This window comes from Klebsiella africana, from assembly GCF_020526085.1.
GTDB classification, from domain to species: domain Bacteria; phylum Pseudomonadota; class Gammaproteobacteria; order Enterobacterales; family Enterobacteriaceae; genus Klebsiella; species Klebsiella africana.
In genome coordinates this window covers 122,561-143,076 of sequence record NZ_CP084875.1, presented here as the reverse complement: position 1 = coordinate 143,076, position 20,516 = coordinate 122,561, and the positions used below count along the sequence as shown (strand labels likewise).

Genomic DNA, 20,516 nt, shown 5'->3' with positions numbered 1-20,516 from the left:
GGCATAACTACGATCAGAGCGTTCCATGACTAGAATTAATAAAATCTCTTTCCTGATGTTCTGTTCTGTGTTCAGTGCTTTTTCAAACGCAGAATCGATAATGGTTTCCGGTACCCTGGAGACGTCGTTACCAGATGTCAAATTTTCTACCAGTTCACAAGTAAATACGGCCTTCGTGAAAGAAAGTACGGTTACAGCTATTCCGGTATCTGAGGGATGCGAGGTGTCCTCTGATCCTAATGTCAAAAGTACGGCTGGTAGCCTGAAATGTGTGTTTGAATGGTTACCTAATAATTCCGGTATGCCGATTGCTAATGGATTCTCCCTGAAGGGCATCCCTGCCATCGCTGGGGATATCAAACTTCCATGGCAAATCGTTTACTACTCGGGCTCAGAACGTGAAAAAGTCATAGTCAAGGAAGGGGAGTACAACTTCAAGACTGTTCCGCCTGTAGCTCCTGTGATTACTTCTATAAAAGGTTCAATGAGCAACGGTTCTTCCGGTTCAACACTGACGTCATACATTAAAAACGAGACACTCTCAAATATTGATATAACCGTTGAACCCCGAGACTACGATATGGTCGCGTCTGTCGGTTCTGGGACATCCTGCGCCATTGCTGCAGGAGCCTCAAAATGTTCTATAACGACCGGAAGCGTAGGCATCAGTGATGGGAGTTCCGATTTCGGAAGCAGGGATGTAGGCGTAACCTTAAACTCGTTCAATAATTACTTCTCCCCACCAGTAACCTCTAAGGTGAGATTAAGCTGGGATTACCGCGCTCCAGCGATAGACAATACCTTCTGGAACGTCTCTAAAGAAGCTCGGTCATTCAAGATCGGAGATAAAGATATCTACGTTGCTCCGCAGACGATCGCTGTCGCTGTCTCGGTTCCTGCCCGGTCAGATACCAATGACTGGTGGAAACCTGCTGCAATGTCGCTCACACTTGCTCCTGATGGTAGCTTCTCTCCAATGACAAAAGTTACTTTAGATGATGGTACGGAGCTTAATTTTAACAAAATTTGGTCAACTCCGTCCCGTCGAACTCTTCAACCTGTCGCCGGATATCAGGAAGTTGCGGGTAAATTTGTTTATTTTTTTGATATAAGCGATCTGGCCAGCGCTTCTTACGTTGCAACATATTCTGTGTCTAATACAGCGGGCAATGATTCCAGTTATACCGAACCGGAATCTAAACTCATACTGTCTGATGAACCATCTGTTTCCGTTTTCAAGGACGGCTCAGAGCTTGTTAAGCGGGACCAGGTGTACTTCCTGAATGAGATCGTTATTGCTGCATTCCAGGGCGAAGAGGGTGTTGCCGACATCAAGAGCGTTGTCATTGATAACGTCATGGCTTCATACACTCCCACAAACGTCAAAGGGATCTACCGGTTAAAGCCGATGCCGTCACTCGAAACAAACAAAGTCCATACATTGACGGTTGTTGCTGAGAATGTTAACGGTATATCCAAAACCTATTCAATCGATTTTACCTATATGCCGATGACTTTCACTCTGAAGTCCATCGAATCAGCGTCTACGATTTACGGTTACGTCCGTCCTTACACTTCGCTGGTTACTCAGCAATCAGGGAATACCTGTAAGATTTTCTCTACTGAAGAAGACGCTCAGGCGTTTCTTAGCCAGTTCGGAACTGCGGTTTATGGAACGGCCTGTTATGTTCAGTGGAACAACGTTCCATCTGGTCTCGAATTTTACTCGAAGTCTAAAGTTCCTGGCCTGACGGGTTACTTCTCTAAAGTTGGCGATAACGTCCTTGACTACAACGTCTATGTGATTAATACAAAAGGCTCTAAAGCCATTGCCACTCATAACCGTAAAACCGTTAAAGCCGTTGAACCGTTTGCACCTGAAATTTCATACAAGATGAGTAAAACGGTAGAGACTCTTGGTAAGGATACAGCACTGGTTTATATCACTGGTGGGGACGCAGCTAAGGTGCTTGCAAAATCAGTACCGGCTAACGTTGTCCTTACAACTAAGGTTGAAGGCCAGGACGCTGAAACTAAAACCTACAAGAATAAATCAGGTGGTGATACGCCGGTAACTTATTCTGAGCGTATAAAAGTACCTGCAGCGCCATTGTGGACGCAAACGAATGTAAACATCGAAGCTTCCTACGAAAATGAAGCCAGTATAAAGTCATCCAGTGTGCTCAAAGTTTATACTGTTCCAAACTTCAGTATTCGTGCCTATATGAAAGTTGCAGAGCGTAAATCAGCAACGAGTTTGAAAGTACCGGTATCGGTAAACATCGGCCAATGGAATAACAGCTGTAACTGTACATTGTACGATGCCTCCACAATGGGGCAGTGGGATGTGGTGGTTTACAAAGTTACCTCTAAATGGGTTACGGATGAAGAAACCGGTAAAGATGTTTCGGTAACTGAGCGAACTCCTCTGACCGGTGATCTGCCCGTTAACTCTGAGGGGATTGCGACCGGTGAGCTCAACATGGACGATCTGACTCTGGGTAGTCACCGCATCATCGCGGTGGCTACGGTACGCAGTCCGTTTAAAGATTTTGTACTCAAACGTGAGACATCAACAACAAGTATCAGGGTGTATAAAGGGGCCAACCTCGAAGGTGGGCTGTCTAAATCGCTTATTGTAGGCCGAGTTCCTCTGTCAGCAATGGTCTCATTCAGAACGAAAAGTACCGATGATTATGATTCCCTGAGTCCGACTGAATGGCAGATGTCCAGTAACAATGGATCAACCTGGAATACGCTTGAAGATATGACCGGACTTCGAAGCGTAAGCATCAAACAAAAAGAAGTAGGTAAGTGGCTATACCGCGCCAAACTGACCAACAAATACACAGGTAAGGTCTCATATACCGATAATCTCACGGTGGTTGCTTACCGGGAACCTAAACCTGTTATCTCGGTTGGAAAGGTTCTTGAGGGGCACAGCATCCCGGTGACACTGACTGATAACAATGAAGATGTACAAGGTAGTGCAGTTGAAGTCCAGTGGTCAGAGGATGGAGAGGAATGGACTGAGGGGGGGGTTAAATACATGATTACGTCCTCGGAGGTGCCAAAGTATATCTTTGCAAAAGTACGGTACACCGAAACCGACGAGATGGCCGGGAAATCGGCATGGAAAGAAACTCGTGCTCGTGTCACTGTCATTAAGCATAAGAAATTGTCGGTTAAGGTTGAGGGGAACTCGCAGGTAGAGGTAGGTAAAAAAGTTACTTTGCAGGGTACCTACACGAACCCTAATATCGAGTACTCATCTGATGCTAAAGTTGTCCAGGAGTGGGTGCTCCCTGATGGAAGCGTAAAACAAGGGGGGGGGCTGCTTGATACCGTCCTGACCGAAGACATGTTAGATGAACGTGGGTATGCAACGTTTACGTATCAGGCCTACATGCCGGAGGCAAAAGACAGAACCATAGCAAAACGGAAAATCAGCGTAAAATCCTGGGTATACAAATTCCCGGAGCCACGCCTGAATACAAAACTGAAATACACCATGATACCTTCGGAACTCACCGTATCAGTCTCTGGTGTGGATGTTTCTTATCCTGGAGTTGTGTTCACCCAGGACTGGCAATACGACAAAAATGTGATGACGCTGTCCAGCGACAATAACGGGACGAAAGTGTTCCAGGTAACAAAATCGGGTACACATACGTTGACGTATGTCCTGAAGGATAACAGGAACAATGAAGCCCGGGTTGATTACACTTTTATCGTGAACGAACAGAGTCCGATGGAAATTAGCGTTACTCCCAAATACTCTAACAAGTTCATGAGGGCCCCGCTGGACCTGTCCTTGAGGTCCAGTGTTAAGCTTGCCCACTCGGCAGACTCAATTGACAATGTAACGTTTAAGCTGAATGGTAAGCCTGTCGATGGTGGCAAAAATTACTGGTCACAGACGTTTGAGAACATCATGGAAGGTAGTTATAAACTGGAAATGGACGTTGTCAGTACGCAGGGTCAGAGAGGGGTTGTTGTGGTTGATTTTGACGTGATACCGAACACGCCTCCTACATGTAACCTGACATACACTGAAACGCAACTGAGCTGGGCATTTACTGCAAAATGCAGTGATCCTGACGGCAAGATTTCCAGTTATGTTTGGAAGGTGAATGATCAGGTTCGTGGTGTGTTCGGAAGTACTGCAACACTGTCCAAAGCTCAAAATAAGGGTAAGCTGGTGGTGTCTATAACGGCTTACGATGACAGCGGTGATTCAGCGACAAGTTTCATTACATTGAATAACTGACATAAGTCATTCTCTTGAGTAGCCCCTGAGTCAGGGGCTATTTTTTTTGGTAAATGATTAAAATCATCTTGTTATTCAGCAAATGGTCTCTTCCTTTCGGGCATAATATCCTGAAATAATCATTCAGGACCCATCTCATGTTGATGTCCCTTAGATATCTTTCTCCGCACAGAAGAGGTGTTTTACGAGTTGATAAATCACTGATTCTGCACCTGGTGATCATCTCGGTATTAATGCATCTGTTCTTTTCCCGCTTCACTCTGGGGCATGGACTCCTGCACGGCTGTATTCCAGCTGATTATTACATGGTGGATAAATATGATAAGGACTATGAAATTGGGGATATGATTAACTTCACCATGGACAGAGATGTTCGATTCATTAAACCTGGTGAGAAGGTTATAAAAATCGTTGCTGGTAAGGGTGGGGACAAAATCCAGATTACAGAAACATACGTTAAAAATGGCGACCGTATTTTCCGGGTTGACGGAAGGCGTATTGCTAAAAAATACCATATTGAACCGCAAATTCTGAACCGTGAAATCACGGTTCCAGCTGGACACATTTTCGTAGTTGGCCAGACCGATTACTCATGGGATTCCCGTTTTTGGGGAACAATACCAGAAACGACAATCACAGGAAAAGCATATGCCATCTTCTGAATGTATTAAAAAGTTACTTTTTAGCTGCCTGTTAGCTACTTCTCTGTCATATGCCGATGACTCTATTGATCATGCAAAGACTCAAAGCATAGAGTCGATTGTCGGCACACCCCGGTACAATCCCAGCTCTGTCTCCGACAGTGTGCGTGCGGTGATAGAACACACAGGTAAGCTGCGTGAAGCGGAAGCGATGAGTGATATTGCGCAGGACATAAAAAAGAATCAGTCTACAGAGGCCTTCTCTGAAGAGGCAGACACAATTAACAAGTCAAAAAACGAGTCAATGCGAACCCAGTCTTCCAACGTTGAAAAAATGTTTGGGAGGTCGGGGATTACTGCACAGGACTTCGAACGTAAATTAGATAACAACAAAAATGAAGAACTATCGACTGATAATGGCTTGACAATATTTGCATCATTCAGCATGCCAGACTATGTATTGATAGACCTGATTAAAACAGCATCGGAAAACAATGCGCGCGTGGTGTTCAGGGGGCTTAAGGAAGGTGTAGAAAACCTTATTCAGATGCAGGTAGTGCTGCGTGATTATATATCTAAAGCAAAAATAAAAAAAGAACCTTTAGTCACCCTCGATCCGGAAAGTTTTACCCAGTATAGCGTAAAAGAAGTTCCAACGATGGTGTACAGAAAAGATGATAAAACCTACAAGATTAGTGGGTCGATTAACATTAAGTATTTCATGAAACAGATCGAGGAAAACCCAGAAAAAACAACCTTCCCGGTTTCAGCCCAAACATTCCCTATAAAAGAGAAAAGTATTGTACAGGAACTTGAGGAGAGAAGTAATAAATATGACTGGGAGGCGGCCAAAAAGAACGCAATAAAATCAACTTGGCAAAATCAGTGGATGGCGTCCCTTCCCGTATCTGACGAGAATAAAATCTGGTATATCGACCCAACAATTCAGGTAAACCAAGATATTAGAGATAACCAAGGTAACCTCATTGCTGCCGCAGGGCAGAAGGGAAATCCTCTTGCTCAATTTCCACAGAAACTGACAATGATCGTTTTTGACCCAATGAATTCCGAGCAGCTGACATGGGCCAAAATACAGTTTCGTCACCGTTTTGGCGAAGGAAAAGTGATGCCCATTTTTACGCGGATCAAACGTGATGATGGCTGGAAGCATTTAGAGGAGTTGCGCGGCCAGTTCTATGGGCAGATGTACAAAATCAATCCTGAAATAATTAGCCGGTTCCTGATTAAGTCCACTCCTACGATCATATCGGTTGAAGGAACCTACTTCAAAGTACAGCAGTTTGCTCAGGCAGATGTACGCGAGTATACGCGTATAAATCAGCAATCAGAAAAAGAGGCCGCTCAATGATTCGAAAGTTACTTTTGTCAGCATTCACTGCTGTCATGCTCAGCCTGGCTTTACCAGGAATGGCGATTGGGGCTGAGACGGGTAGCGGAATCTGTCAATCGGCTGGTGTTTGGAAAGGTTTGATTAAAAACATCTGTTGGAGCTGTATTTTTCCAATGCGCATTATGGGAGTAGGCTCATCACCAGAAGGGGCTGCACCATCTCAGCCAGTATGTTATTGCACAGATCAAAATGGGGTCCCAGAGGTAGGATGGCAACTGTCGTTTTTCCAACCAGTAAAAATAGTAGAGGTTGTACAGTCCCCATGGTGTTCGCCATTCCTTGAAGGGGTGAGTCTTCAGTCTTCCAGCTTCGATATGGGGAAAGGAGCAACTAACAGGCCCAAAGGGGGTAATGAGGCAGGGTTTTATGATGTTCACTTATGGGAGTTTCCGATCCTGGTGATGCTTAAGCTCCTCATTATGGGGGATTGTACCGCTGAGCCTTATATTGACCCATCTCTTACCTACATTAGTGAAGTAGACCCGCTCTGGGAAAATGACCTGCTTACGCTCGTATTAAATCCTGAGGCAGTTGTTTTCGCAAATCCTATTGCTTCAATGTGGTGCGCGGCTGACTGTGTGAAGGTTACAGCTGGGGCTGACAATCTGAGTGCCCATTTTTGTGCAGGTTGTGATGGTAACCTCTATCCGCTAACCGGCCATGTTTTTGCAAACGACGATTCAGTCAGGGTTTCATCATTATTAACTCAACGAATGATTACCAAGTTGCACAGGCAAGGAATGTTGATGAAAACCATGGGCCAGGATGCTATGTGCGAACGCAGATTCAGTTATTTCATGCCTAGATCACAGTACAGGCTTTCGATGCTGTATCCCGTACCGGAAGCGGAAGGACCGGAATGTTGTCATAGGCTTGGTGATTCTGTTCATGACTGGTCGACACGGAAGGGCGGACGAAAACGTATAGGTGTAAATAACTATGTATACATGCTTTGGCGTTATAACGATTGCTGCGTAAGGTGGCTGGGTTAAGGAGTCGAGATGCAATTTAAAAGGGCAGTTTCCTTAGCCGTAGCTGTGTCAATCGTAACTAATACGCTCAGTTGGGCGTATTATGTCACGCTTATCAATATAGTGATGGCACCGAAAGTCTATGCGGCAAACGAAATTTATGAACAACTGGAAAACAATTTTGATCTTTCTAATCCTGCAGCGAACAGAACTTCAACAGTAACTACAGAGGACATTTTAGAAAAATATAAGAATAGTGAAAATCCTTCTTATACCGACAAAATAAATGGTTTTGATAGTACTAACAGTTCGTCAATGGACCTGAAGAAATATGGTGGAAAAACATTCACAAATGATGATGTTTTGAATTATGCCAAAACTGATGGTTCGGACATCGCTGGTACGGTAATGCTACCCAACATGAACGGTAATAATATAAACATAAAAGGTTCAGAAAACGGTGGAAAGTTACTTTCACGTAACCAAGATGGAAGTATATCTATAAGTAACAACCCCAATCCTGGAGGCGCGATCACTAGTACTAATACAGCTGAAATGTATAGTTCAGAGCAAAATAATGCTGATGTTCAGTTTAATGCTGGTGATAGTTATGGTGACGAGAAAGGATTCATTAACGATATAAAAACTCGTAAGAGTCAATTATTCACTGCTAATAGTTATGATGGGCAAGCATATCGTTCGCTGGTGGCTGCAACAAAATCCAATCCAGCCCCTAATATTTCGCCAAATGACCCAATGTTTACAAGTGGCAGAAATGAAATAGCAAACGCAGCGGCTGGTACGGGGCAATGGCTGCAAAACTGTTCAACACAGACCACAACTACAACAAAAGAAAAACATATTCCTGATTATAAGGAATATTACTGTAATGCACCTAAAAAAGATAATTATGGTAGTTGCACTATTACACGTGACTTCAGTGTACCAGTTTACATCTCTGGTGGTAATGGTGACCTAAGCGTATGTGGCGATAATTGTATACGTATCTGGTTCGGAAAGCGTGGTAATGACTACTGGTCTGGTGGTGTTTATGACAATAGCATGACGCTTCATTTCCACCAGGACGCTATCTTAAAATCAGCAAGCATAGTAAATGCTGAGTGGGATGACCACATGCAAGTTAATCTTGATGGCAAGCAGATTTTTGCTCATATCGATGGTGAATATCGCGAACCTGGTTATGGCCCACCACGTAATGGCATGGAGAGAAATAAATCGAATAAATTAAAGGAACCTATTGATATAACAAGCCAGGTTGCAAACTCCGTTTATAAAGAAGCAGATCATGAAGTTGAGATGTCTTCTACGGTATGGGTCGGAGGTGGGGGTGAAGGATACTTTGAAGTAGAGCTTATTTTTGACAATATTAAGCTTGAAGACAAACATATACAGGATCCTCCAGGTTGTTATGACGTTGTAAAGCAAGCTGGTTCATTTTGCAGGTTCGACCGGTTTTCAGATTTAGATGTTGGCACAAAACGTTTGCCACAGTCTATATTGCAATATGCTTCACCTTTATATGATGGTGATAAAGGTAACTTAACCTGGAAAACTAATCTTGAAGGATATTTTTGTGATCCTTTAGGGAAAGAAAAATTATGTCAGTATGATGCATCAGGAAATATCCTTAAAGATGAAAATGGGAATGAAGCTTGTTACAACTATGACCAGATAAAGAATATGCCTGATGCATGTTCAAAATACTCGACAAACTCTGCATGCACCATGTCCAGCCAAACATGCGCTGAGGGATGGTTCGATTCTGCTACTAATCAATGTTACATGTACGAACAAAAGTGGACCTGTGATGAAGGAATAACAAGGACTGTGACAGTAACAAACGAAGCAAACACCTGCGTGGGCATGATCCCATGTTCAGGAGGTACTTGTAATACCGGTGCGAATGAACAAAACAATGATTTCGGTAAGGTCGCAGCCTATAGCAGCATGGTTCAGAACATGCAGGGCGATGCTATGTGTAGTGACCCTAACGACCCCAATAGTTGCATTGTCTTCTCCGGAGAGAAGCAATGGTGTGGCCGTTCTGTAGGCTTTGTAAACGGGTTGGCAAAAACAGATTGCTGCGAAGCTCCTAAAGGTGCAGCCGGAAAACTAGAGGCAATTATCTTAGCCGGGACAATGATCAGAAACACAAACTGGGAAAAAATATCAGCAAAGCTGACAACCTGGACTGGTGGTGAGTCAGGTACGTGGGCATCGATGACGAACGCCGTCGGACAATGGACCTCCGGTGTATCTTCTAGTGTAGGACAAATGTGGCAACGTGTGACAGAACCACTAACTTCTGCATATGAATCGATAGCAGGAAACGTATCGAGACTTATTGGCTCATCAACAGTTGAAGGTGGAGGTTCCGCTGTTACAACTGAGCTCACCAAAGACGGATTACAGGCCGGCGGTCTCGCTGCAATAAAACAGCAGTTGATGAATAAAGCTTACGACATGTTGCCGGATTCGATCAGAGACTTTGTTTTTAAAAATGCAGCAGAAACAGGAGGGCAGGCTGTATTCTCATCGGCAGTAACAAATTTCATGCTTGCATTAAACGTAATAGGGTGGATTTATACAGCATATCAAATAACTAAAATGTTATTAGAAATGCTATTGGCATGCGACCAAAAAGAAATGGAAGCATCAATTCACAAAAACCAAGGGGCATGTTTTGTCATTGATACAGATCGTTGTGTTAAATATCTCAACGTCGGTTTCACAAAGAAATGCATAAAAAAAGCGACAGATATGTGTTGCTATAACTCGTTATTATCTAGAGTTATTATGCAGCAGGCGTATCCGCAATTAGGAATAAATCCTGTAGAAAGTGGTTGTGTAGGGTTGACTATCTCACAGGTACAGCAACTTAACTGGGATAAAATCGATATGACTGAATATATTGAATCAGCAGTTGTAGCTGGAGAAGTCCCTGATGAGTACGCGGCCTTCACAGAGAGTTCTGTCTCTAATATGGGACCTTATAAGAATGATAATGCACAGTTACCTTCAGAGCGAGCTTTAGAATCAATGGGTGGTAATGTCAATATGACGAAGGCAAGAGAGGAGAATGTTCAGGCACTTAAAGCAGAGAATGTCGACTGCTCGTACTTGCCGAGACCTGCAATTTGTGAAGTAGGGACAGTCTACACTGACCCTGTTACCGGAGCTGTAATAAATTAAAGAAAAACCGGGGAAACCCGGTTTTTTTAATAGTTGCTTTGCTTTTTTATGTATTTTTATCCAATGTGTTTTTTGAGAGGGAAACCTCTTTGTCCAAGACTACCTTTAATGAAATAGTACTCTTTTCCGTTAATAGTTACGCTTGCGAAGCCAGGAGACGTTCGTGAGTCTTGAGGCATCAACCGAAAACCAGGAAACGAAGATGTATCGAAAACCAAATCTTTAGGAACAAACCCCATATAGCGAATGATTGAATAATTTCCCTTCGGCAAGTTTAAAATTGATAGTTCATCACCGGTAGCAGGGCGTATGACCTGGAATGTGAGAAATTCTTTGCCACTGCCACCTGCGCCAGTTACAGCAGAAGGTGTATCACAAGTATCCCATTTATTTATGACAGATTTGACGACGACACATTGATTGAGTGCTACTTTCTGACTGTCATAATTCGAATTATTATATTTGGGTATATCCTTGAGGGCTTCAATAATAATTGATGCGCCAGACTTAACTAGTGTCGAATCGTCGATCGGAAGGTTGTGTGGGTTCTTTACAAAAACAACAAATTGAGGCACCTGCAGGTACTCAGCATCCGCCTCACTGTATAGTGAGGCCGTAAACATACCAATACCTGCTTTAAGTCCGCCGGTGATTGCTCCAGTAGCAGTGTTCAAAAGCATCTTGGAGGCAAGACCTTCATCAACGCCTCCCGAAGCATTCTCCGCTTCCTCGACATTTACCTGAACCCCAGCCAGGGAATACGCATTCGCGGCGAGGGATTTTTTTGGATCTGCATGCCAATAAACACCGTGTTCTTTAGTGAACATGCGATTTTCTGGACTCGATGGTTGTGTTGCGCATCCTGCAAGAAGAGAGCAGGCCAGTACAGCTGTCAGTGTTCTTTTCATTAGTGCGTCCCAGTGGTTTGTTTAAACTGATTATTTCATAATAAAACACCGGTGCAAGGGGGTATTTTAGATACCATTAAAAATAACAGGCATAAGCCATGAGTGTCTAAGACGTGTAAGTAGCCATAAATTTCATGATTGATTGATAAACACTCGACATAGACAAGAATATGTATTGGTGGTGATATAAAATCATGAAAAAAACTCAAAAAAGGCTATATATCCAAAAAAAAATTCCTGAATGTGACATGATCTATGCAGAAACATGAGGGAGTTAAGATGTCGTCAAGTACTGAAGAACAAGAACGTGTAATACGGAATATGGATAAAAACACGATGGTGATTGCTTGTCCTGGGAGTGGCAAATCATTCACGATGAAGGAGGGAACAAAAGCAATTTTTCAACGCCATCCTTTGGCCAGGGTATCACTGGTGACCTTTACCCGTGCAGCAACTGACTCTTTAAAAAATAGCCTCCAAAAAATGATAGAACCAAAGTTTATCAACCGAATAGAAGTCGATACATTTCATGGGTTTATAAAAAAAATGGTAACCCAGACCGGTTGGAATGGGGGGCTTTTGATAGGTCACAAGCAGATGGCTATGGTATCACGTGTACAAAAGCATCTGAACTATCATGAAAGTGTGAACGACATCATGCCATTCATTGACGGTATTGGCCGTGAGCTGAACCCGGACATTATCAGGATTAAATATACTCGTGACCAGGTGGCTTTCTACAACGAGTACATGAGATTTTGCAAAAAGGATAATGTTGCAGATTTTAACTCGCTTTCAAAGTACGTAGTGGGCATGTTGAGTGCAGATAAAATGAGGCCTTTAAGTATTACCCATCTGATTGTTGATGAAGTACAGGACACTGATGGTATTCAGTTCACATGGATATCTGAGCACGCGAAGAGAGGCATTAACACCACTATCGTTGGAGATGATGACCAGACAATCTACAGCTTCAGAGATGCAGGGGGAGTTAAAATCTTTCGTCAATTCGATAAAACGTATAACCCAAACGTTTTTCACCTGACCAAATGTTTCAGGTGCGCACCATTGATACTAAAATTTGCTGATACTGTGATCAGGAAGAACAAAGCCCGCTATGAAAAGAGTCTTGTATCAGGCAGGCATGGGGACAAAGGAAAAGTAACTTTTATAAGATCGGATAACGCTGAAGACCAATTTGAAGTGATCAAGGGGTTGGTAGAGAAAAACCCACATGATTGGGCTATTTTAAGCCGAAACAACACCACGCTCGACAAAATGGAAAGTTATCTTGAAGTGCCGGTTTCGAGGATAGGGGGGAAATCCTTCTGGGAAGCATTAGAACCAAGCAACATCCTTCACCTCTTCTCCTTTTTCCGACAGCCAAGTAACATCGGACTTATGAAACGAGTTCTATCTTTCCTCAATGAAGATGAGCAAATTCTGGACACTGTTTGGAAGCAGATGAGTTCCAGAAAAGTAACTTTTCAACAAATTGAATTACCCCCTGATGTATCAGTTCTTACCAAAACGCTTCACAAGCACATGGCAATGATGATGACTGATACACGTATCAAAGAAGAAATTGAAAACCGATTTAAAAAAATCAGAGAATGGTTAGAAATGGCCGGGTATAAGATGTCCAATACGAAAGGTGAACCGTCAGTAACCCGGATCTCATTAATGTCATGTTACCGTTGGGCAATGAAAGATGGATGGCTTAAGATGCTAAATATTGCAGCTGGCATGACCATGGGTAACAAGAAGGAATCAAGTGAAACAGAGCAAAGCGGCATATGTCTCTGCACGCTCCATGGCTCCAAGGGGCTAGAATGGAAAAAAGTACTAATCATTAACTGCAACCATGATCAAATACCCTCACCAAAAGTTATCGGTGATGAAGGTATAGAAGAGGAACGACGTTTATTTTTTGTTGGTATGACAAGAGCAGAGCTTGAACTTTACATAACCTGGCATGGAAAACCATCAGCGTTCATCACGGAGTCGTTCCCGAAAGTAGTTGAATTATCAGAAGAAAACTCATGTATTGATGGAAGTGAAGATATGTGTTTACAATGAATCATGGTTGATGTATAAATTTGTTAATAGCTTTAGTTTAATACCTTTATCTCTTCTAAGATATCCATAAATGGATAGCTCAATTTTTGAGTTTCGACACCAGAGCCTCTTTACAAAAGAATGGCGCTGGTGCGATGACTCACATCTGTGTTCCAACAAATCGTAGATAATTTGCTTTTTAAAAGTAACTTTCTACGGACTTTCTAATGCCAGAAAAGTATAAACTCAGGCGGTTTGTTGCTTCAGGGTGATAAACGACGGCATTCGCCAATTTCAACCAGAACTGACATACGGTTCTATTGAATTAATTAACAATTTAAAGGTATATAAAATGACTACTGCTAAAACTAACGCTACAACTGCTACTCGTGCTAAAACATCAACATCAGCAAAACCATCACGCCCGGCGGCTAGAAAAATTGAAAAAGATTCAATTTTGATGGCTCATGCCAAAGCATTTTATGGTGAAGAAATTCCACCATCAAATACTGGTAGTGATATCTCTAAAATAGAAAAGGGCACCGATAACGATAAGACCTACGTCTGGTATATGACTGAGTCTGTAAGCCGCGTAATCGAGTTAAAGGCGCTTGAAGAAAGTTCTAAACTGAAGCATTTAGTTGGTTGTGAACGTTCTGTAATCTACAGCGTTAATGTCGGTGATGTTTTCATTAAGGAGATCAACCTCGATGAGGCTGAACAACTTCTTGAAGAGTTTCCCGATATTCCACGTGAAAAAACGCTCGATGCCTTTTTATCATCTCTTGATGAAAAGTTTATTGAGTTGAATATTAGCTCCATTGTTACGTCAGAAACTCTTAACTTCGGTAAAGATAAGTTGATGAAACTCGGAGCTGTTAAAGTAAGCAAATGGCTTGATCTGGTTATTGATGAGGTGCATGTGTTTTATAAACGTGAGCACTTTGTTGAAACAGTTGAATCTCGTCATCATGACCTCAATGATCTGTATGGTAAATTGAAGCCTTTGATGAAGGAGTTTGGCCTTAAAGATAAGCATTATGACTTAACTTTTAAAGAAATGATGATTCACAAAGTTAATGGTTTTGATTTTGTAGTTGCTGATTTAATGCCACGATTGCTTAAGCTTGAAGCATCATTGAAAGATGATGAATTGAAAGCCAAAGCAGTTATGGAAACAAATCAAGCGCAAGAAATTAAAACTGTTGAAAATAATAGCATTGGAAAGAGGTTAGATGTTACGGTATCAAGAGTGCTCAAGGGTGCTGCTTGTCTTGCTTTTCTCTATATCGGATTTGCCAGTGTTATGAATTTCATTAGCTATTACAGATGACAATCTTATTCCTTAAGTGTGGCTTTATAAGTTGAACTTAATAATAAGGACTAGACATCTCGAACTTTTGCAGTTTAATCATACATCCACAAGGAGAAAAAGAGACTCCTTTTGGGTCTCTTTTTATTTTTTAAAAGAGGCCTAACATGTTTACAAATCACATAAATACTGTTTGCGTTTCCGGCGAGGTTAATAAGGTGATTGTTCGTAATGAATATGACACTATTATGCTAATACTGGATAACAAACAGGAAATGGAAAGAAATGGTAAAATAGAAATGGTAGTTTCATCGATCCAAGTGAAAATACCTCAAGACCTGTATGATAAGGAGTTTAAAGAGATTATTCGAGGCGATAACCTGATGATAACTGGTTGTCTGGTGACTGATAAAGTTCACTCTGGTGAATTGACGGTTGTTAGAGTCCAGGCCCAGAAATTGATTCACCGAGCTCCTAAGCCTATTGAAGGTTTCGGCGGTTCAAGGTTCTTAACACGTTAATAATTTTTTAACCCCTATTGGGAGAAATCCCATTTGGGTTTCTCCTATGGAGAAACCTATCATGCATTTAAGTAGTAAATTAAGAAAGATTGAGAATGAAAACCAACTTAGTTTCAGATTCTTCTTTGAGGATGAGGGAATTAAAGAAAAGGTATATATACCTGTGGAATCAAACTCAATCGTTGAAGATCATGGTAACAAAGTACCGAACCATGATTATCAAGAGCTAGATGATTTCATTTGGACAGATGAACATATATGTACGTTCTTCTATAAAATAATGGAGTCATCTTTTGTAACCGTTCAGTACCATATAGACCAATCGATGGTCTATAAAATTGATGCCAATGGGTTTCGATATCTAACACCGAAATTAAAATTGGAGTTAGATTGGTATTGTACTAAACAATTTCAAATTGTGTGTCATCGCTTCGGATATGACCCAGATGAAATTATTGATTTTATTAAGTCAAGACTTCTTCTTGCAATACGTTCAAGAGAGTCAAGGCAAGATCTTATTAAATCTTTAGAAACTGACAACTTAACATTTTCTCATCCTATTATAGGCCCGATTAAATGGTCAGATTTCTTAGATGATAGATATTGTTATACAAGGAGATCATTGATCATTAAATGGTCAATAGCTGACAGATTGAAACTCTTTAAAAAGATTTTCGATGAGCAAATGATTATCCTTGAAAATCTAAGTGAAAATGGTGCCTGGACTTTGGATCAGAATACCGATTCTTATGTTCTTAAAACCGAAGCTGTGGATTATGTTGAGTGGTTATATTCCGATGCATGTAAGGTAATATCTCATGTATACGGTTTTGATTACGGATTACTTTTCAGCACTTCGAAAGCCATTATCAAAAACCTTTAATTTCATAAATATCCAACGGAGTTATATATGACACCCGCTACTACTGCTAACAACAATGCAAATATTCTAACTTTGAATGTTAACTCTGACTTAGAAATTAAATATTTCGAACCTCATGAGTTAACCAAGGCTATAGAATATCAAGATGAAGAGGAATACATTATTGTCCGTGCAAACGAGCACTTTAATGTTGACTGTTTTGGAGAAAATGACGTTATACCTATTTTCAAAAGAGTTACTCCTTTTCGTGCTCCGTTAAACAGTAAATATCGTCCAAATCCGGTCACTCTACGCCGTATGGTGAAGTTACTTTTAAATAATGAAGTAACTGCTGGCATCTGCCTGCAAGGAGAATCTGGATCTGGTAAAACGGAGTTAGCATTATATATCAGCCATATGCTGAACTGGCCTATCACCATCAAACAAATCAACAATGAGTTATCGATTGATGATCTTGAAGGTATGAGAACGCTAGAAAATGGAAATACACGGTATGTTTATAGTGACCTTGTGCAAGGCTATCGTGATGGGCATATCATTCTTCTTGATGAGATAGATAAAATAAACCCAGATACGGCAGCTAAGCTTCATATGCCGCTTGAGCGTAAACCGTGGGCAACCGGTAAAGAAGGTGGCGAGTTGATTTATGCAAATCGCTACACCCGCTTTATTGGTACAGCTAACACTAACATGAGTGGAGAGGATATGCGTTTCGCTTCATCACAGTCCCAAGACTCTGCATTTATTAAGCGTTTTTTAATATTGCCGATGATTCGACCTGATGAACAAGCTATGTATTGTGCAGCTGAGGCTCATTTTCCTGATTTGAAACCTTCATGTTTAAGAATGTTTGCAAAAGTTGCTTTTGAACTTAACAATCTGAAAGATGACGAACTGGTGATGGATATTCGTGAATTGATTTCATGGATTTCTACCTCCAAAGTCCTTGATGAAGAAATTTCTGTTGGGTTTAAAATTGCATTCACGTCTAAGTTATCTTCTGAAGCATGTAGTAAAGCTGAAATTTTGCTTGAGCAACTTTTCCCGGAAGAAGTATCACGTTCAATTTCACAATTGTAATTGATACGTTTATTTAAATTTTACCTACCCCCCCACCGGGAAATATTTTCCCTTTGGGAGATATTTTTCCGGTGCATACTGGAGAAATATCATGGCTAATATCAAAATCGCTGCTATTGCTGATACCACTCAAATCAGTAACACTGTAAAAAGTTTCATCGACCGCAATCCTGAATTACAAGATGGTGCCGTTATTATTAAGGTAGATGTCGAAGGATGTCAGGGTCGCCGTAGAACGAATGAAATTCGACAGTTTCTTGATGAAGATGAAGTATCGGACCAATCGAGTGTGAGTAAGGTTGAAGTCCAATGGATTTCTACTAAGGCTTTGAACTTTAAAAGCGCTGTTCATACAAGATTGAGTAATCTCAAACGTAAATACTGCATTCCTTTCAGCTCCATGAATATACTGCCAACCTCTAAGTTGGAAGAGTATTTGATTGAAGTAGAGGCCGTCCGAGAATATTTCAAGGAAGGCATTCAGAATGCTCTAGAGCGTTATGAAGAATACATTCAGATGGAAAAAGACAGAAGTCCTAAATTGGCAGAATTAATTGAAAAATTAAGAATGACTAAAGATGACTTCGAAAAATCGTTTCTTTTCCAGATTAGCCATCCAATCCCTTTCACACCAATGTCAATTGATGGAGAGGATTTAGGAGACCGCTATTCAGTTGGTTTAATACAGGATATTGCTCTGACTGCTGAATCTATCTATGCTTCCTGCACAAAACCTAAAATTGACCAGACTTTCGTAGAAAAACTGTCAAATTTAAAAGATAAGGTTGTAAGTTTTATGTTTTTGGATGATCGTGCAACTAAAATTGCTGACTCTATCCAAAGCGTACTAAACCATCTTCCTTCTGGTAATTTGGATTCCCCCCTTCACATGAGTTTGTTTCGCGAATGGTTATTACTGCTAAGTGATACGAATCGTTTGAACAGAATTATGGATGGTGACGATCTTGTAACAGGTTTTATTGCCGAAATTAAAAATCGTTTTAACGATTTAGATGATAATTTGGCTAATAATACTGGTTCCATTTTCGTTGATCCTTTTACTGGAAATGGTATTCCTGCTAAGACATCTAATTCTTCGATAACTCCGGTCTCAAATAATGATGTAGTCCAGAAAAAAGTAACTTTCTCGACTCCATTTAATTTTTGATATCTTCTAATCCCTTGTGGGCAAACCCACATGGGTGAGCCCATTTAACTTTATGGGTGCTATATGACTATTAAGCTAAACAATTCTATTCGTAGTAAGTTGGCTGTAGATAATCTTGCTCGTGTGATTGGTGCTGATCCTGAACTCAATGTTCTTTTTTTGGGGCCACATGCAACACCATGCATTAACATGAGATCTAAAACTATTTTTTTACCAAACGGTGACTTTAGTAATGACAAATACTGGAAGCTATGTAGCGGCTGGATATGTCATGAAGGTGGTCATAATCGTTATACAGAAATCGAAACTACTGTTGATTTTGAAAATGAATATTTATCAAAACAACCTGGCTTCGAATGTATAATGCCTGACGGAACCGCTAGTTTTTCCTCTAAAGAAGAGGAGAAAAAAGCGGAAATAAAACTTAAGAGGCTTCATCGTTCTATTAACCTCTTCGAAGACATTCAGATGGAAGAGAAAACTGGTAATCAGTTTCCGCTTTCAAAAGTAATGCTTGCTGAAATGTATTCGTTTATGGTTAGTGATGGAAACATGACTGGTGACGGTTCTAATATCGTTTCCTACATTGAAATGTATATTTTAAACAAGCTTCGTGTAAATCAGCTTGGGCAAGAAGGCGTTCCTGAAATATTGAATGATTTTTTTGCTCTTGCTGATACTGTTCTATTCGACATGAAAGACCGTTTTGATTCTTTGATTCTCGAAGCCACAGGGGTTAATTCAACTCTTATGGCATGTGAGTTAGGATTGAAACTATATGAAGAACTAGAAAAGTTACGTGATGATCTAAAAGATAAAGAAGAACAAAACCGATTAGATGACTCTGATGACTCTGACGGCTCTGATGACTCTGATGACTCTGACGGCTCTGATGACTCTGACGGCTCTGACGGCTCTGACGGCTCTGATGACTCTGACGGCTCTGATGACTCTGACGGCTCTGATGACTCTGACGGCTCTGATGACTCTGACGGCTCTGATGACTCTGACGGCTCTGATGACTCTGACGGCTCTGATGACTCTGACAGCTCTGATGACTCTGACGGCTCTGATGACTCTGACGGCTCTGACGGCTCTGACGGCTCTGATGGTTCTGTAACTTCTGCACGTACAACACAAAGTTTCTCACCAGCGCAATTAAGAAAGGCGATTGAAGATCTTGATGAATACCTAGACACAGAGGCTGAACAGGATAATTCTCATGATTTTCATGAAGCTATAAAAAAATCCATATCTCAAATGGCATCTTCTTTCAGTGATGCTGAAATTCAAAACTTTGGTTTTCGTTTTGGTTTTATCACTCTGACCGAGGAGGACTATAATAATGCTCTAGCTCACTCTCGTGAGCTAAGAAAGTTACTTTCTTCTTTAAATAAGCAAACTGTACGGCGTAACAACAGGCTAACTGATCGTGGATCTCGTATTCATAGTAGAAAGCTTGTTGAAGTACCTATGGGTGCAACTTCTGTGTTTAAGAAAAACGGGGAGGGATACAAAAGGTCTGATGTAGGTGTAATAAACCTGCGTGATATCTCTGTATCAATGCATGACGTATCAGTTTTAGCCTTAAAAGCAAATCTTGCATTTACCCTTGCTTGTGAATCGGTGAACAATATTGATGTTGCTGATCTTGTTTATCCAGTTCAAAAAGAAGGTTATATAGATATACTTAAGTTTTTTAATAAATCTGTATCTAGTTGCTTTTCAAATTATGAAAATGTTTCTAGCGGATTACATACCCCAACTGCGACAGCGATTAATTCATGCGTGGAATATTTCTCACGTTTGAATTTCTCACGTAAAGTTATCTTTATTGCGACTGATGGTGACCCATCTGAATCAATAGATGATGTATGCTCAGCAGTTAAAAATGCTAAAAAACATGGCATAGATATTGTTTGTGTCGGTTATGGCATTGATAAACCTCTAGGCTTTGATGGTGTTTATTTTAAAAAAATAAACGATATCTCTGAATTAAATTCTTTGTATAAAGATTTAATCAGAAGCCTAGTTTAACTTCTATTATCTTCCCAAGCGGGCTTATATACCCGCATGGGTA

Annotated in this window: 13 protein-coding genes; 12 read left to right on the top strand and 1 reads right to left on the bottom strand. The window is 41.0% G+C overall.

All coding sequences use genetic code 11. The annotated features are described in order from the left end of the window. The first annotated feature begins 25 nt into the window (after window positions 1-25). The 5 genes from LGL98_RS25915 (at window position 26) to traN (ending at window position 10,506) form a co-directional block, all read left to right on the top strand. Window positions 26-4,270: an Ig-like domain-containing protein gene (locus tag LGL98_RS25915; RefSeq protein ID WP_060612072.1), complete on the top strand. Its 4,245-nt coding sequence runs from the start codon at window positions 26-28 to the stop codon at window positions 4,268-4,270. A 137-nt stretch (window positions 4,271-4,407) separates the two neighbouring features. Next, window positions 4,408-4,932 (top strand): signal peptidase I, encoded by a 525-nt coding sequence (lepB, locus tag LGL98_RS25910; RefSeq protein ID WP_226651941.1) that lies wholly within the window; start codon window positions 4,408-4,410, stop codon window positions 4,930-4,932. Next, window positions 4,919-6,280, top strand: coding sequence for a TrbC family F-type conjugative pilus assembly protein (locus tag LGL98_RS25905; protein WP_004026523.1), 1,362 nt, complete (start codon window positions 4,919-4,921; stop codon window positions 6,278-6,280). Before lepB ends, LGL98_RS25905 begins: the two co-directional genes overlap by 14 nt. Next, the gene (gene trhU / locus LGL98_RS25900; RefSeq protein WP_004026524.1) at window positions 6,277-7,314 is read left to right on the top strand and encodes an IncHI-type conjugal transfer protein TrhU; all 1,038 of its coding nucleotides are present in this window, start codon (window positions 6,277-6,279) and stop codon (window positions 7,312-7,314) included. The genes LGL98_RS25905 and trhU overlap by 4 nt, the downstream gene beginning before the upstream one ends. 9 nt (window positions 7,315-7,323) lie before the next feature. After that, window positions 7,324-10,506: a conjugal transfer protein TraN gene (gene traN / locus LGL98_RS25895; RefSeq protein WP_226651939.1), complete on the top strand. Its 3,183-nt coding sequence runs from the start codon at window positions 7,324-7,326 to the stop codon at window positions 10,504-10,506. A 56-nt stretch (window positions 10,507-10,562) separates the two neighbouring features. Here the strand turns inward: traN and LGL98_RS25890 are convergent, their stop codons facing one another. Continuing rightward, complete coding sequence (locus LGL98_RS25890; RefSeq protein ID WP_060612067.1) at window positions 10,563-11,414, bottom strand: hypothetical protein; 852 nt, start codon at window positions 11,412-11,414, stop codon at window positions 10,563-10,565. A gap of 279 nt (window positions 11,415-11,693) precedes the next feature. Between LGL98_RS25890 and LGL98_RS25885 the strand changes: the two genes are divergently transcribed. From LGL98_RS25885 to LGL98_RS25855, 7 genes are all read left to right on the top strand, one after another. Continuing rightward, window positions 11,694-13,493, top strand: a complete 1,800-nt coding sequence (locus LGL98_RS25885) for an ATP-dependent helicase (RefSeq protein WP_060612143.1) — start codon at window positions 11,694-11,696, stop codon at window positions 13,491-13,493. 331 nt (window positions 13,494-13,824) lie between these two features. Further along, window positions 13,825-14,805, top strand: coding sequence for a hypothetical protein (locus LGL98_RS25880; RefSeq protein WP_032721067.1), 981 nt, complete (start codon window positions 13,825-13,827; stop codon window positions 14,803-14,805). Between the two features lie 146 nt (window positions 14,806-14,951). After that, window positions 14,952-15,305, top strand: coding sequence for a hypothetical protein (locus LGL98_RS25875; RefSeq protein ID WP_004181774.1), 354 nt, complete (start codon window positions 14,952-14,954; stop codon window positions 15,303-15,305). A 61-nt stretch (window positions 15,306-15,366) separates the two neighbouring features. Continuing rightward, on the top strand, window positions 15,367-16,188 hold the full coding sequence (locus tag LGL98_RS25870) for a hypothetical protein (protein WP_004026535.1): 822 nt from the start codon (window positions 15,367-15,369) through the stop codon (window positions 16,186-16,188). Between the two features lie 27 nt (window positions 16,189-16,215). Then, complete coding sequence (locus LGL98_RS25865) at window positions 16,216-17,268, top strand: ATP-binding protein (protein ID WP_032721068.1); 1,053 nt, start codon at window positions 16,216-16,218, stop codon at window positions 17,266-17,268. A 91-nt stretch (window positions 17,269-17,359) separates the two neighbouring features. After that, the gene (locus tag LGL98_RS25860; RefSeq protein ID WP_004026538.1) at window positions 17,360-18,436 is read left to right on the top strand and encodes a DUF3150 domain-containing protein; all 1,077 of its coding nucleotides are present in this window, start codon (window positions 17,360-17,362) and stop codon (window positions 18,434-18,436) included. A gap of 63 nt (window positions 18,437-18,499) precedes the next feature. Next, on the top strand, window positions 18,500-20,473 hold the full coding sequence (locus LGL98_RS25855; protein ID WP_226651938.1) for a VWA domain-containing protein: 1,974 nt from the start codon (window positions 18,500-18,502) through the stop codon (window positions 20,471-20,473). The last annotated feature ends 43 nt before the right edge of the window (window positions 20,474-20,516 follow it).

Coding starts and splice junctions, on each gene's coding strand:
- LGL98_RS25860 (WP_004026538.1), top strand. CDS start 17,360: ATGGCTAATATCAAAATCGCTGCTATTGCTGATACCACTCAAATCAGT.
- LGL98_RS25875 (WP_004181774.1), top strand. CDS start 14,952: ATGTTTACAAATCACATAAATACTGTTTGCGTTTCCGGCGAGGTTAAT.
- traN (WP_226651939.1), top strand. CDS start 7,324: ATGCAATTTAAAAGGGCAGTTTCCTTAGCCGTAGCTGTGTCAATCGTA.
- lepB (WP_226651941.1), top strand. CDS start 4,408: ATGTTGATGTCCCTTAGATATCTTTCTCCGCACAGAAGAGGTGTTTTA.
- LGL98_RS25870 (WP_004026535.1), top strand. CDS start 15,367: ATGCATTTAAGTAGTAAATTAAGAAAGATTGAGAATGAAAACCAACTT.
- LGL98_RS25915 (WP_060612072.1), top strand. CDS start 26: ATGACTAGAATTAATAAAATCTCTTTCCTGATGTTCTGTTCTGTGTTC.
- trhU (WP_004026524.1), top strand. CDS start 6,277: ATGATTCGAAAGTTACTTTTGTCAGCATTCACTGCTGTCATGCTCAGC.
- LGL98_RS25905 (WP_004026523.1), top strand. CDS start 4,919: ATGCCATCTTCTGAATGTATTAAAAAGTTACTTTTTAGCTGCCTGTTA.
- LGL98_RS25880 (WP_032721067.1), top strand. CDS start 13,825: ATGACTACTGCTAAAACTAACGCTACAACTGCTACTCGTGCTAAAACA.
- LGL98_RS25890 (WP_060612067.1), bottom strand. CDS start 11,414: ATGAAAAGAACACTGACAGCTGTACTGGCCTGCTCTCTTCTTGCAGGA.
- LGL98_RS25885 (WP_060612143.1), top strand. CDS start 11,694: ATGTCGTCAAGTACTGAAGAACAAGAACGTGTAATACGGAATATGGAT.
- LGL98_RS25855 (WP_226651938.1), top strand. CDS start 18,500: ATGACTATTAAGCTAAACAATTCTATTCGTAGTAAGTTGGCTGTAGAT.
- LGL98_RS25865 (WP_032721068.1), top strand. CDS start 16,216: ATGACACCCGCTACTACTGCTAACAACAATGCAAATATTCTAACTTTG.